A 14,440-nucleotide genomic window follows, 5' to 3' on the forward strand; every position below is an offset into this window, starting at 1 on the left:
AATGATCATCATCGAATACCATTCGGTAATAACAGAATCGACCTCAGCCCGTATGCAGTTCAGGAAAACCGATGAAACTTGAATGAGTAAAGGCGACAGCATCTGACATTAATTTTCTCTTACAACTAAGAGAGTTAACGATGGGGAAGTATCTGGCTGAAATAGGGGCCGCCAATGACAAAGCATCCTACCTTAAACGGATCTTGTATAACTTTGAGGATGCTCAATTGGTTATGATTAACGGACAACCCGCCGGACTATTCAAGAGCAGCTTTATTGCCGAAAAAGATCACTGGTATCTGGTGCAAATCCAGGTCCATCCAGATTTTCAAAATCTTGGTATCGGCAAAATATTCATCACTACCCTGCTTGAACACGCCCGCGCAGAAGGAAAAAATGTGCTACTGAGCGTATTGAAAAACAACCCGGCCAAAGCACTTTATTACCGATTGGGCTTTAGAACGACGGAAGAAAACAAATACGAGTATGTGATGGAATACCAGACCAGTAGGAAACCTGTATGAAAATTGCCGTATTAGATGATTATCAGGACGAGGTAAAAAATCTGACGTGTTTCTCGCTGCTGGCAGGACATGATGTGCAGATTTTCCATGAAAGTTATGCCGACATCAGCGAACTGGCTGAAAAACTTCAGGATATAGAAGCGATCGTGCTTATCCGGGAAAGAACCGCGATCAGCGACGAATTATTGTCCAGACTTCCGCATCTGAGACTCATCAGCCAAACCGGAAAAATCAGTAATCATCTGAACCTTGCCACTTGCACCCGACATGGCGTGGCGGTGGCGGAAGGTATCGGTTCCCCCATTGCACCGTCTGAATTGTGCTGGGGACTGATTATGTCGGCATCGCGTTATCTTCCCCAATACTCTGCGAATTTATCAAAGAATATCTGGCAGCATTCAAATGCACTTGGGTTGGGAAGAACGCTCAACGGACTGACACTGGGGATCTGGGGCTATGGAAAAATAGGTCAACACATCGCACAGTATGCAAAAGCGTTTGATATGCGAGTACAAGTATGGGGAAGTGAAGCTTCAAGAGCCAAAGCGCAGGAACACGGGTTTACTGCTGCAAAGACCAAAGCTGAGTTCTTCGCTTCAGCAGATGTCCTCTCACTGCATTTACGGTTGAACGAAATGACCTACGGATGTGTGACAAAGACGGATCTCGAACAAATGAAGCCTGATTCGCTATTGGTAAATACCAGTCGGGCAGAATTGATCGAGCCAGGGGCGGTATATCAGGCATTAAGTACCAATCCGACTAAACGCGCGGCATTGGATGTATTTAATATCGAACCGGCCACACTGGAAAATGAACCGCTTCTCTCTTTGCCCAATGTCCTCTGTACGCCGCATCTGGGTTATGTAGAAAAAAATAGTTATGAGCTATATTTCAAAGTGGCATTTGAAAATGTGATCGCATTTGCGCAGGGAACCCCCACCAACGTGGCCAATAACATATTGCCGTTCAGTTAACGTCGATAAATATCAAATCAATAATGAAGTATCGCAGTAACGGTATTCAGCAGAGAACGTGCCGGCTCGTTTATCAGCCGGCTCGTTCTCAAACCTTACTGGCACAGATTTAATTCTGGGGATTATCGACCAATAGCCCGCCACTGCCATTACCGGATGAACGATTGCTGGCACTGAACAGCGTGCCGGTGTTCCTCTGCCCAGGTGCGCTCTTCAACACCCATACACGGCCATAATGATTATAAAAACCAGCGGCATGACCTGCTTGTTTACCTATTCCCTGATAGATATCAAAATGCTGCCCTTTGATAGCCCCCCCCACATCCAACGCCACCATCAAGCGCATTTCATATTTGCCCGTAAATTTTCCGTCATTATCCAGCAGTGGTACTTCAGCCAACAATGAGGTACCTGCCGGGATCAGGGAACGGTCTGAAGCCACGGAAGCTTTCGCGACCAACGGAACCGCACTCGCGCCCTTGACTTGTGTCGCCATCATTGGCTTAAAGAAAACGTAAGAGGGATTTTGTTCCAGTAATTCACGGACTTCAGCTTCTGTATGGCACGCAGCCCATTTGCGGATTGCCTGCATGGACATATCTTCTTTCGCCACTTCACCACGGTCGATCAACACTTTACCGATACTACGATAAGCGTACCCATTCCTGCCGCCATAGCTAAAAAAGGTCAGCGGCTGCCCGTCACCGAAATCAACATAACCGCTACCTTGTACTTCCATCATAAAGTTATCCATCAGCGAGTTAGTCCAGGCAATGACCAGACTATTACTCAGCGCCCCAGCATAAATAGCACGACGATCAGGTAAACGATGGTTTTTCCTGACCCGAGGCATCGCATACAGCGGATAACGGAATTCTCCCTGACGATAATGGCGGGCCTGCAACACTGGCGTGTAATAGCCAGTAAATTGGACATTGCCGAAACTATCAACACCTTCCATTTGCCAGGCACTGAGACCGTACTTATTTAAATCTCGGGTATCACCGCCCGCCACGATCCAACTTTCGATAGACTGGAAAATGTCGTTGTTGCGGTAGTATAGCTCGGGAGATGCCGCCTGAATCTGGGTAACCTGATTAACAAAGTCTCTGGCATTCACTGGCTTACTGGTGGCATTCGGTTCATTCACCAGTTCCAAAGGCTGATTAAGGTGTCCGTCTTTATATTGCTGCCCGCGATCAGTCGGCCTTGTCTGGCACCCGGCCAGAATAGCGATCATCGCGCCAGTCAGCACATACTTACTCCACCATCCTTTCATTTCTAGCGCTCTCTTTATCTTTTAACTTTTACGAACACAACGTAGAACGATAACAAACAGCTATGGAGAATTAAACGCGCAGAGACAAAACCTTTCCCATTACGCTTAAAAAACAAACCATTCGACGACAAAAGCATCACTCATCGGTTCAATCGTTAACTATTTTAAAAAAGGGGTTGCATACCAATCCATGCAGAGTATAGTGCGCTTCCACAGACGCGGGGTGGAGCAGCCTGGTAGCTCGTCGGGCTCATAACCCGAAGGTCGTCGGTTCAAATCCGGCCCCCGCAACCACTTGATGTCCCAGAACATCATAGAAGAAATAAAAAAGAAAGACGGACGCGGGGTGGAGCAGCCTGGTAGCTCGTCGGGCTCATAACCCGAAGGTCGTCGGTTCAAATCCGGCCCCCGCAACCAATTATCACTGAACACCCTGACGGGTGTTTTTTGCTTTTCAGGGCTTATCACTTCTGATATTTTCCGGCACCCGAGGTTATCACTACATTACCTGATCTGGCTGGCAAAATACGCCTTGATCCCCTCCAGAATAGAAGTTGCTATCTGTTGCTGAAAACGACTGGTGCGCAGTTTACGCTCTTCTCCCAGATTGCTTATAAACGCCGTTTCCACCAACACTGACGGAATATCGGGAGCTTTCAATACCGCAAACCCGGCCTGATCGACGCGATTCTTGTGCAAACGGTTAACTTCACCCAATCGATGTAGAATCTCTCTGCCAAATTTAAGACTGTCGTTAATCGTAACGGTTTGCACCATATCGAACATGGTGTGGTCGAGGTAACGATCACCACTCATGCTCACGCCACCTATCGAATCCGATTCGTTTTGAGAATGGGCCAGAAAACGCGCCGCCGAGCTGGTTGCGCCTTTTTCGGATAGCGCAAACACCGATGAACCACGAGCGGAACGGCTGGTAAACGCATCGGCATGAATAGAGACAAACAGATCGGCTCGTTGCTTACGCGCTTTGGCAACACGCACTCTCAGCGGGATGAATACATCCTCGTGACGCGTCATATACACTTTCATATTAGGCTCACGTTCAATCAGTGCCTTCAGACGATGCGCGATTTGCAGCACCACATCCTTCTCTCGGGTTCTGCGCATTCCGATAGCCCCCGGGTCTTCACCACCGTGTCCAGGATCCAGCATGATAATCAACGGTCTGTCACGCCCGATCTTGCCCGGTTTTGGCACCTCCGGCGGTAACGCTTGCTCCAGATCACCCTTGTTGTAATCTTCCAGCAACGCCAGTAACGGATCTTCCGCGTTATCGTAACGTCCCGCCAACGGATACAGATCCATCACCAGGCGATTTTTAAAACCGGCGACAGGCGTCAGCGAAAACATATTGGGATTAACACTTTGTTTCAATTCAATCACTAGCCGGACCGTATTTTTATCAAACTGGCCGACACGTGCTTCTTTTATCAACGGGTCATTTTTGCCAAATTGCCCGCTCGCATTTTTCAGGACGCTGTTAAGCACCACATTATCAATGTCAATGACAATCCGTTTTGGATGTTCAAGCGTAAACTGCCGGTATTTCAGCGGATGATTCGACTCCAGCGTCACACGGGTATAAGAGGAGGACGGCCAAACACGTACGGCAATCACCTGCGATACAGCCGCTGCCATACTGACACCACTGACGCTTAATAACCAGGTAGCCGCTGCGCCCTGCAACAAGCGCCGCCGAGTCAGATGATTATTTGAATGAGACATGCAACTCCGCTTTCTTTACCGTATGAACCTGATAGATGATAAATGAAAATATCAAACATAAAAACGCGAAAAACTTTAACGAATCTATCACTGACTGTCATGCAAAAATCATTTTTATACTTTATAAGTAGTTTAATCCACATCAGCTATGTCTCACTTTTCTCCTGATGACTTATCACTTGCCTTTTGCTTCATGAAGAATAAAAATACAAAAATATCGAATAAAAATTCAAAGAGGACTCGCAGTGAAGGAACGTAGTACAGAACTGGTTCAAGGCTTCCGCCACTCAGTTCCCTATATCAACGCCCATCGGGGTAAAACGTTCGTGATCATGCTCAGTGGTGAAGCCATCGAGCATGAAAATTTTGCCAATATTGTCAATGATATCGGGCTATTGCACAGTTTGGGAATCAAACTGGTGGTGGTTTACGGCGCACGACCGCAGATTGACACTAACCTGTTGGCCCATAACCACGAGCCTCGCTACCATAAACATATCCGAGTTACGGACCGCACCACGTTGGAACTGGTAAAACAGGCGGCGGGTATGCTGCAATTGGATATTACGGCACGTCTGTCCATGAGTCTGACCAACACGCCACTTCAAGGTGCGCATATTAACGTCGTCAGCGGTAATTTCATTATCGCCCAGCCGTTGGGTGTCGATGATGGTGTCGATTACTGCCATAGCGGACGCATCCGTCGTATTGATGAAGAAGCATTGCACCGTCAACTGAATAGTGGAGCCATCGTCCTGCTCGGGCCAGTGGCTGTTTCCGTCACCGGTGAAAGCTTTAACCTGACATCGGAAGAAGTCGCCACCCAACTGGCGATCAAGCTCAAAGCCGAGAAAATGATTGGTTTTTGCTCCTCACAGGGCGTGACCAATGAACAGGGTAATATTATTTCCGAAATGTTGCCTGAAGCTGCGCAACAACGCATTCATATACTGGAAGAACAAGGTGATTTCAATTCTGAAACCATCCGCTTCCTACGAGGCGCGACGAAAGCCTGTCGCAGTGGTGTGCGTCGCAGTCATCTGATCAGCTATCAGGAAGATGGTGCCCTGGTGCAGGAATTGTTCTCCCGCGATGGTATAGGAACCCAGATCGTGATGGAAAGCGCCGAACAGATTCGGCGGGCCACCATTAACGACATCGGCGGCATTCTGGAACTCATTCGCCCTCTGGAGCAACAAGGTATTCTGGTTCGTCGCTCACGCGAACAACTGGAAATTGAGATTGATAAATTTACCGTGGTAGTACGGGATAATCTAACCATTGCTTGCGCAGCACTTTACCCCTTTCCGGAAGAAAAAATTGGTGAAATGGCCTGCGTGGCAGTTCATCCTGAATATCGGAGTTCCTCTCGCGGCGACCAGCTACTGCAACACATTTCAGCACAGGCCCGGCAACAAGGGCTAAAACGGCTGTTTGTATTGACCACCCACAGTATCCACTGGTTCCAGGAACGGGGTTTTCAACCGGCAGAAGTCGACGTACTGCCGAAGAAAAAGCAGGAACTCTATAACTATCAGCGCCGCTCCAAAATTCTGGTAACTGATCTCTAATCCGCTGTACTTTACTTGCGCGTGGTGCTCACTTCACCACGCGCATCATGTCATCAACATCTGAATCTGTTCGGCTAATCCACTGTAACGCAGAGTCGGTGTTTTCACTGCCCGACACAAAACAGGTATGTCTGTATACAGCGATAAACGCTCGCGGGCGCGGGTAATCGCGGTATAAACCAGTTCCCGGGTCAATACCGGCAGGAAGTGGTTCGGCAACGCCAGGGCCGTATGCTCAAACTCGGATCCCTGAGATTTATGTACCGTCATGGCATAAGCCGTTTCATGGCGTGGTAACCGATTGGGAGCCACGGACTTGGTACTGCCATCTGGTAACTGAAAGTAGACCCGCAAGTCGTTATTCTCATTTAACAACGCGATACCGATATCGCCATTAAACAATCCTAACACCGCGTCATTACGTTCAATCATGACCGGTCGCCCCACATACCAGTGACTGATGGAATTTGTACTGTGTCGTATCAGTCCGGCCTGATGTAAAGCTTGCTCAATTCGCGGGTTAAGTCCCGATACGCCGAACGGCCCTTCACGCAGGGCGCACAATTGGCGGTAACGCTGGAAAGCCCGCAGGATCGCTTCTGGTGTATCGTCGACGCCAATACGCGTCAGATAGTCACGGTAACCGGCGACAGCTTGAGACAACAACTGCTGGTAATCCTGATTATCAGCCAGCGGCTGACAGGTAATATCAGCATGCCCTTGTTGCAGCACACGTTGCACCTGTAGCTCATCACCGTCATTCACCGCCTGGGCAAGTTGGCCGATTCCCGACGATTGATCAAAACGATAGCTTTTACGCAGCAGGCAAATACTGTCTGCCACGCTGCGCTGCGTTTCTATCGCAGTATGTGTCAGCGGACAACCGGTAAGTCGGGACAATTGCTGACTGCGACTGCGGCTATAACCTTGTTCGGCCGAGCGACAGATATCACCCAATACGGCACCGGCTTCCACGGAAGCCAGCTGGTCGCGGTCGCCAAGGAAAACGACACGGGCATGAGGAGGCAAGGCGGCTATCAAACTCGCCATCATTGGCAAGTCGACCATGGAAGCTTCATCAACCACCAGAACATCCAGATGCAATGGATTTTCCTGATGGTAACGCAGCCGGTTGCTATCCGGTACGGCCCCCAACAAACGGTGAAGCGTTGTCGCCTCTTGCGGGAAAACGTGCTGCTGTCCGGCACTGAGCAGCAGGTTGCCCAACGCCGCCCCCAATGACTCCGTCAAACGCGCCGCCGCTTTACCTGTCGGCGCGGCCAATTGAATACGCAATCGTGCACCGTGATGCAGTTGAACCAACGCTGCCAGCAATCTGGCGACCGTGGTGGTTTTCCCCGTTCCCGGACCACCGGAAATCACGGTGATACGCCGTGTCAGCGCCACCGCAGCGGCAATTTTTTGCCAATCAGTTTCCGATGTAGCGACGCCAAACAAACTATCCAGCACCTGACGTACAGCCTGTTCATCAACGGGCTGATCGTGACGATCACTGGCAATGAACTGCGCCACCCGACATTCACTCTGCCAGCTACGCTGCAAGTAAAGCCGCCCGTGTTGCAGTACCAGCGGCGTTGCTATACTGCCATCGCCCACCGCTGGACAAACTGACAGCTGACGATGCCACGCCGCTGTATCAGGCTCCCCGACCGATTGCCATACGGCCTGAGACAGCTCTGGATCACGCCCATCAAAAAAATCACGTGGATGCAATTGCGCCAGTGGTAAACAGACATGCCCTGCCCCGGCATGGTAGCTCAGACTGGCCGCAGCCAACAGCAAATGCGGTTGATCATCATTTGCCAGCATTCTGGCAAATTGCAGATCCAGCGAACGCAGTAATTGGCGCTGAAAAGCAATTTCCAATAGATCAATCATGCCCGGCACGCTGTTCCCCCTCACTGCTTTTCCCCTGAAATAGTTGGTCCATGCCTTCTACCAAACCCTGTGGCGGACAGCAGAAAAACACGCCATTTCCGGGATAGGCGACGTCAATACCCCGTAAAAAAAGATAGAACACACCGCCAAAATGCTGCCGATAATCATACTCAGGTAGCCGATGACGCAGGTAGCGATGTAATGCCAGGGTATACAATTGATACTGCAGATCATAACGGTGTTCCGCCATCGCCTGCATCATGGCAGACTGGGTATAAGCGCTGGCATCAGCCCCTAACCAGTTGGATTTGTAATCCAGCAGGTAATAACGCCCCTGCCAGCAAAACACCAGATCAATAAACCCTTTAAGCATTCCTTTGACCTGCTGGAATGCCAACGGCGGACATTGAGCAGAAAGAGGATCAAACGTCTTGGTCAGGCTATCCAGATTTCTGGCCTGCATCGCTTGCTGAATGGGCAGATAGAACTGCATTTCCGCCTGCTTGTGTCCGTTATCCAACTCAGCAAGCTGAATACCGTCCTTATTCAGCGGGGTAGTCAGTATGGTTTCCATCCACTGTCTGAGTACCGAGCACCAGATCTCATCAATGCCGTATGCCTGTAGCTGCGTCATCAGCCAGTCATCATCAACGGGTTGGGTAAAATCCAACGATTCAAACAAGCCATGTAAGAAAGTGCCCGGCGAGGCGCCTCGGGGAAAAGTATGTGGCGTTAACTGTGACTCCGGCTCCTGCTGCCGCTCCCCCATGGCTTCGATATCAAGGCGGGGTAATAAATCCTGCACGACTGAAGAACCATGCTGCTGTAATCCCGAATAACTGGTCACCCGCCAGCCATCACGTAATACACGCGTATTCTGGCGCGCCTGCAACCCCTGCTGGTCTTCGATCAGTGGCTGCCACGGCTGCTCATCCTCCGGGTTCACCAGACAGGTGGTCACGCCATCCACTGCCATGCCATCCAGCTCGGCAATGAGCCCCGCGGCATCCGCTGGTACTCCCCGCTGTAACAGATACCCCAGAGCGCTCTGGTGCATGTCGCTATCCCCCTCTTTCTTCTGGGAACGCTGGTAAAGCGGAGCCACCCCGATACTACAGTGATAAATGGCCCGGGTCATCGCGACATAAAGCAGACGCAGATCTTCCGCCAAGCGTTCTTCTTCCGCCAGCGTCTGGCTCTCTTCACTATTTTGCAAATCCAGCAATGCCTGAAAACTTTCCCGGTCATGATAAAGACCCTGCGACTGCTGCCGGAAATTACCGATAAAAGGCAACCATACCAACGGATATTCCAGTCCTTTGGATTTATGAATGGTGACAATCTGCACCAGATGCTGATCACTCTCCAGACGAAGCTGTTGATTTTCCGCCTGTGGATTGGGCTGCATAATCTGCTGCAATAACCAACGCACCAGTGCGTGTTCACTGTCCAGAGATGAAGAGGCTTCCTGTAACAATTCACCAACGTGCAGAATATCCGTCAGTCGTCGTTCCCCATCACGACTGGATAACAGATTTTCAGCCAATTGGTGACGGCGCATCAACGCCCGCAGCATCGGCAGTACACCACGCTGTTGCCATAGAAGACGATAGCCTGCGAATTCATCCACCAACGCATCCCAGTCCGCTTCATTATGATTCAACGCCTCTAGCGCCGGCGCATCCAACCCCATCAATGTGGTGGCCATGGCGCTGCGCAGTGTCCGTTCCTGCTCCGGGGCCAGCACAGCGTGTAATAGCCAAAGCACATCCCGGGCTTCAGGTGTGGTAAATACGCTATCGCGGTTTGAGAGATAAACAGAAGGAATATTCAGGCGGCCGAGCGCCTGGCGCACCAAGGTTGCTTCATGACGACTCCGTACCAGTACGGTAATATCCGCCGCCTGCACTGGCTGGCGTTTATCACCGTTCACCAGCCAGGCCTCGTGGCGTTGCCCCGCCATCAGCCAGTCACGGATTTGAGATGCGCACTGTCGGGCCACTATCTGCTGGTATTCGCTCACACCGACACCTTGTGTTCCCGTTAACCAAAACTGCAATGCAGGACTCACGGCCCCCTGATACTCAAAGGACAGTGAGCGGTTGGACTCGGCCGGTTTGACCGCCATAAAAGGGATCTGCGAAAAAATAAATGGCGCATCGACGCGCTGGAACAGGCAATTGACGGCATTCACCATATCTGGGGAAGAACGCCAGTTGGTGTCCAATGTGTAATGTGCGGTCACATCGTCCCGCGCACGCATATAGGTGAAAATATCCGCGCCGCGGAATGCATAAATGGCCTGTTTGGGATCACCGATCATCAGCCAGCCACATTGCGACTGACCGGCATACAAGGTGCGAAAAATACGGTACTGCTGGGTATCCGTATCCTGAAACTCGTCAATCATCGCCACCGGATAACGCTCGCGGATAGCCTGTGCCAGTTGCTCTCCCCCGGCCTGTTGTAATGCTTCATCCAGACGGGAAAGCAGGTCATCAAACCCCAATTCGGCCCGCCGTTGCTTCTCCTCACGTACCGAGCGGCGGATCTCTTTCAACGCCAACCAAATCATCAAATCCCGCAGTGACAGAGACAGCTGTAAAAACAGATCCACAGCATCAAAAACCGCATGTGATGGAGGTTCACCCTTGATCGTACGCTGATTCAGTTCTGACTGGCCAAACCGCTCCAAATCCTTGGGAAATTGATAGTCTACTGTTGGTTGTTCCTCGGCCCACTGGGTCACATTACGTAACCAGTTAGGTCGATTACGGCTGCTGTAACGCCGTTTGTCCACACCCGATGCACTGATTAACGCGTCCAGTTCCGGGGCCGCTTCCCGCCACTGCTGTTTGAAACCGTCGATAGTGGCAATGATTTTCTGATGCCGCTCTACCAACGTTTCACTTTCCTGCGGCGGCAGGCGCAGCGCAGGCGTATCACCATGCAAATAAGGCGTTAGTTCCTGCAACAGTTTTTCCGGCCCGCTCCACAGTGTCCCGATTACCCGCGCCATATCCAACGGCAGCGGGTAGCAGTAGCGACGCCAGAAATCAGCGCAAGCCTGACGACGCAATGGTTGTTCATCTTCCAGCAGACGCTGTTCAAACAACACCCCAGACTCGAACGCATTGCTGGTCAACATGCGCTGACAGAAACCGTGAATCGTGTAGATAGCCGCGTCGTCCATTTGCCGTTCGGCCATCAACAACGTTTCCGCGGCATCGGCCCGCGACGCTTCCGGGATCTCCGCTAACAATTGCGTCATCAATGGGTTATCACTCTGACGGCGGATACAGGCCAAACGCAGTTCATGAATCCGCTCACGGATACGCTCGCGCAGCTCTTCCGTCGCCGCTTCGGTAAACGTCACCACCAGAATTTCATCCACTGACAACGGGCGCAGATAAGCCGCTTCTTTACCCAACCCCAGCAATAAACGCAGATACAGTGCCGCCAGTGTGTAGGTTTTTCCGGTACCTGCCGAGGCTTCAATCAACCTTTCGCCAAACAATGGTAACGTGAAAAAATTCAGTGGTTGTGGGGGCGCATTGGTCATTTATTTTCCACCTGCTCAATGGGCAGCGTTTTCTGCAACGACGACGCGTCGGGATAGATTTTCCATCCCTGAGGTGCCGCGTAATCCGCCTTATCATGATGACTACCGGAAACCTGAGACAGTACCGCCAATCCCTGCGGTTTCAACGCGTGTTGAAAAAAGTCGGCCAGTTGAGTGAGCGTTATCGCGTTCACCTGTTCGATCAGCTTTTGCCGCGTGTCAAAGGCAAAGTTTTCCCGCTCCAGATCGTTGCGCAGACGACCAGCTTCTTCATCCAGCGTCTGCGGACGCTGGCGCAATTCGTTAATCAATCCCCGTTTATTCTGTGCAAACTCGTCTGGAGCCATCGTTTGCAGGCGCTCCCCGGCTGTGGCATAGAAATTTTGATAACGCTGAAACAGATAAGCCGGTTGTCGGCTGTTGCTTTGCAGCAGAAAACCAATACCCCACTGACGACCGATGGAGAACGGCGTGGCAAACACCGCATATCCTAACTGTTCTTGTGTCCTGAGCTGGCTATAAAACCAGGGATGCAAGATTTGTCCCAGCAAACTGCTATAGGCCATACCCTGTACCTCATCATAGCCAGCCGGAATGTAAACCGCCGCCAGCGCAGAATCTGTACTGCTGCCCACCTGTTGCAGAGTGGCACGCTGAGTCTGGGTAATTTTCACTTTTTTGCTTCGCCACCACTGGACGCCGCCACAGCCCAGACGCTTTTTCAGGCTCTGCGCCAGACGGACCACATCATCCGGCAGCACGTTTCCCACCACCATCATTTCCGGTGTAGCTTGTTGCAGCAGCGCGTTGCGATAATCCATTACATCTTTCAGTTGTATGCCCCTGAGCAACTGACGGCGTTCTGAGCGTTCCGTGTAAGGAACGCGGGACAGCGCCTGTATCGGCTGTATCGTTTGTTCATACGCTTTAGCCTTATCTGCCGCATCCAGCTGTTGGGCATACCAGGACTTTGCCTGCGCTAACTGCTCTTGCGTAGGCGTAAACGAGGAGTAGACATCAATTAACGACTGCAATAATTCGGGTAGGTGCTGGGTATAGCCACTGGCCTCCATAACCACGCCACCATTACCGCCGGTAGAAAAACCAATGCCACCCACCGATGCTTGATAACTCAGTTCATCCAATGCCAACCCGGCCAGATAATCATGCAGTGCAAACAACACTTGATGACGAGCCGTATCGTCAGCCATTTTATTGCGTAACAGTAGGGTGATATTGGCTTTCGGTTCATCCGCAAAGTAGCGGCTGGGCATATACAGCACACGCAAACCAGGTTGTTCCAGCAACATTTTAGGATGGTCAATCGTGGTATTCGCTTTGATCAACGAAAAATCATTCGGAATATAAGGGTTGGTCGCAGGCAACGTCAGGTTGATACTCTTTTCCTGTTGTTGCCATTTGGCTATCTGGTCAGCCCTGATTTTGTCGACTTGATAAGGTGCCTGAACGAAGTAGGCCATTTTGTTATGCGGCTCATCTGGACTGATAAACCAGATACGGGCGTTCTGTGGCGTCATATCGTCCAGCCTTGCCGCAATAGCTTTGGGGTCATAATGATCGGCAAGATAAGACGCGTCCAGGGTATGTTCAATCGGAACACGCAGCATGGTATCCACCAGCCACTCGATATAGCCCATATCACGATTGATCGAGGGATAACGGAAATCCACATTCAGTACATGCGCGATCTCATCAAAATAGCGTGTCTGAATCCCGTCCTGACGTATTCTGTGCAGATAACTGAAGATCGCAGCAATCACCTCATCTTTCTGCGCCAGTCCTTTATCCGTAAGATTCGCGGAAATAGTCAATATCCCGCCATTACGCTCAACCATGGGATTGGCACCCGCGTTGATCGAGTCCACCAGTCCCTGCTTCTGTAACCAATCTGAAAGTGTATTCTGGCTGCGATTACCAATCAAATAACTGATATAGGTATCGGTTTTGCTTCGAAATGCCTGACTATTATTCTCAATTCTGAATTCAAGGCGCAGCTGCTTTCGTGGTTGAGCCGGCACGTAGTGAATAATGACACCACGCTGTTTTTCAGTCACAACCGGTACCGTAATCTCTGGTACATGGGCTTGATGGTTGGCAATACGGCCAAAGGTTTCTGCTGCGATTTTGGCCATTTCCCCCAAGGGTTTATTAGTATAGATAACGCCCTTCATCAGGTTTGCGGAGTAATAACGCTGATAAAAACGGACCAGTTCATCATGCAGATTGCTGCCTGGTTTATCACGCAGGGTTTCCAGATTCCCCCCCGCGAACCGAGAACCGGGGTGTGCCGGGTTCAGTGTCTCAGCGCTCACCTGTGACATTCTCAATCCGTCTCGTGAACGGGCCATAGTCAGTTCGGCATTGACGGCATGGCGTTCACGATCAGCATTGACCGGATCCAATAAAGGCTCCGCGATAGCATCTGCCAGGCGATCGACCGCGGGTTGCAAAGCATCATTTTCAACTTCCAGATAAAACGCGGTACGGTACGATGCGGTGCTGGCGTTATGGCTGCCTCCGTGTTTTTTCAAAAACTCGGACAAGCTTTCCGGCTGCGGATAACGTTTGGATCCCATCAACAACATATGTTCCAGATAGTGCGCCAACCCGGGCTGGCTCCTCGGGTTATCCAATGAGCCGACCGGCAGTGCCAGCGCGGCCAGAGAACTGGTTGCCTGCGGATCAGAAACCAGAAGCACCGTCATGTCATTGTCCAGCTTGATCGCTTGATATTGCCGCGGATCGTTGGCGCTTTTATTGATGGTTTGCGGTAAAACCTGCCAACCGGTATCGGCCCAACTGATCGGAAGCCAGAAAATCAGTAACAACAATCCGGTGATCCAGACATACTGTCTACGCAT

8 protein-coding genes and 2 tRNA genes are annotated in these 14,440 nt (G+C 50.9%); 5 read left to right on the forward strand and 5 right to left on the reverse strand.

Annotation, left to right across the window (positions count from 1 at the left end):
* Positions 1–140 precede the first annotated feature (140 nt).
* Positions 141–524 carry a GNAT family N-acetyltransferase gene (locus tag CWC46_RS19585; protein ID WP_021014854.1) on the forward strand — a complete coding sequence of 128 codons (384 nt, stop codon included), beginning with the start codon at positions 141–143 and terminating at the stop codon, positions 522–524.
* On the forward strand, positions 521–1,501 hold the full coding sequence (locus tag CWC46_RS19590) for a D-2-hydroxyacid dehydrogenase family protein (RefSeq protein ID WP_021014853.1): 981 nt from the start codon (positions 521–523) through the stop codon (positions 1,499–1,501). The genes CWC46_RS19585 and CWC46_RS19590 overlap by 4 nt, the downstream gene beginning before the upstream one ends.
* Before the next feature lie 109 nt (positions 1,502–1,610).
* On the opposite strand, the gene mltA is transcribed toward CWC46_RS19590, so the two are convergent.
* Positions 1,611–2,780, reverse strand: a complete 1,170-nt coding sequence (mltA, locus tag CWC46_RS19595) for a murein transglycosylase A (RefSeq protein WP_021014852.1) — start codon at positions 2,778–2,780, stop codon at positions 1,611–1,613.
* A 217-nt stretch (positions 2,781–2,997) separates the two neighbouring features.
* On the opposite strand from mltA, the gene CWC46_RS19600 reads away from it, so the two are divergent.
* Both CWC46_RS19600 and CWC46_RS19605 read left to right on the forward strand, forming a co-directional pair.
* Positions 2,998–3,074: transfer RNA gene (locus tag CWC46_RS19600), tRNA-Met, on the forward strand.
* Between the two features lie 46 nt (positions 3,075–3,120).
* Positions 3,121–3,197 (forward strand) — tRNA-Met (locus tag CWC46_RS19605).
* A gap of 87 nt (positions 3,198–3,284) precedes the next feature.
* On the opposite strand, the gene amiC is transcribed toward CWC46_RS19605, so the two are convergent.
* Positions 3,285–4,526: an N-acetylmuramoyl-L-alanine amidase AmiC gene (amiC, locus tag CWC46_RS19610; protein WP_021014851.1), complete on the reverse strand. Its 1,242-nt coding sequence runs from the start codon at positions 4,524–4,526 to the stop codon at positions 3,285–3,287.
* A gap of 245 nt (positions 4,527–4,771) precedes the next feature.
* On the opposite strand from amiC, the gene argA reads away from it, so the two are divergent.
* The gene (gene argA, locus CWC46_RS19615) at positions 4,772–6,097 is read left to right on the forward strand and encodes an amino-acid N-acetyltransferase (protein WP_021014850.1); all 1,326 of its coding nucleotides are present in this window, start codon (positions 4,772–4,774) and stop codon (positions 6,095–6,097) included.
* A 45-nt stretch (positions 6,098–6,142) separates the two neighbouring features.
* On the opposite strand, the gene recD is transcribed toward argA, so the two are convergent.
* The 3 genes from recD to ptrA are packed head-to-tail and all read right to left on the reverse strand — an operon-like array spanning position 6,143 to position 14,440.
* Positions 6,143–7,996 carry an exodeoxyribonuclease V subunit alpha gene (gene recD / locus CWC46_RS19620; RefSeq protein ID WP_037380678.1) on the reverse strand — a complete coding sequence of 618 codons (1,854 nt, stop codon included), beginning with the start codon at positions 7,994–7,996 and terminating at the stop codon, positions 6,143–6,145.
* Positions 7,989–11,558 carry an exodeoxyribonuclease V subunit beta gene (recB, locus tag CWC46_RS19625; RefSeq protein ID WP_021014848.1) on the reverse strand — a complete coding sequence of 1,190 codons (3,570 nt, stop codon included), beginning with the start codon at positions 11,556–11,558 and terminating at the stop codon, positions 7,989–7,991. The genes recD and recB overlap by 8 nt, the downstream gene beginning before the upstream one ends.
* Positions 11,555–14,440, reverse strand: coding sequence for a pitrilysin (gene ptrA / locus CWC46_RS19630; protein WP_021014847.1), 2,886 nt, complete (start codon positions 14,438–14,440; stop codon positions 11,555–11,557). The genes recB and ptrA overlap by 4 nt, the downstream gene beginning before the upstream one ends.

This window comes from Prodigiosinella confusarubida (assembly GCF_002847015.1).
GTDB lineage: Bacteria > Pseudomonadota > Gammaproteobacteria > Enterobacterales > Enterobacteriaceae > Prodigiosinella > Prodigiosinella aquatilis.

What these genes read in the sequence shown, in the direction of transcription:
- CWC46_RS19585 (WP_021014854.1), top strand. Translation starts at nt 141, where the DNA reads ATGGGGAAGTATCTGGCTGAAATAGGGGCCGCCAATGACAAAGCATCC.
- CWC46_RS19590 (WP_021014853.1), top strand. Translation starts at nt 521, where the DNA reads ATGAAAATTGCCGTATTAGATGATTATCAGGACGAGGTAAAAAATCTG.
- mltA (WP_021014852.1), bottom strand. Translation starts at nt 2,780, where the DNA reads ATGAAAGGATGGTGGAGTAAGTATGTGCTGACTGGCGCGATGATCGCT.
- amiC (WP_021014851.1), bottom strand. Translation starts at nt 4,526, where the DNA reads ATGTCTCATTCAAATAATCATCTGACTCGGCGGCGCTTGTTGCAGGGC.
- recD (WP_037380678.1), bottom strand. Translation starts at nt 7,996, where the DNA reads ATGATTGATCTATTGGAAATTGCTTTTCAGCGCCAATTACTGCGTTCG.
- recB (WP_021014848.1), bottom strand. Translation starts at nt 11,558, where the DNA reads ATGACCAATGCGCCCCCACAACCACTGAATTTTTTCACGTTACCATTG.
- ptrA (WP_021014847.1), bottom strand. Translation starts at nt 14,440, where the DNA reads ATGCGTAGACAGTATGTCTGGATCACCGGATTGTTGTTACTGATTTTC.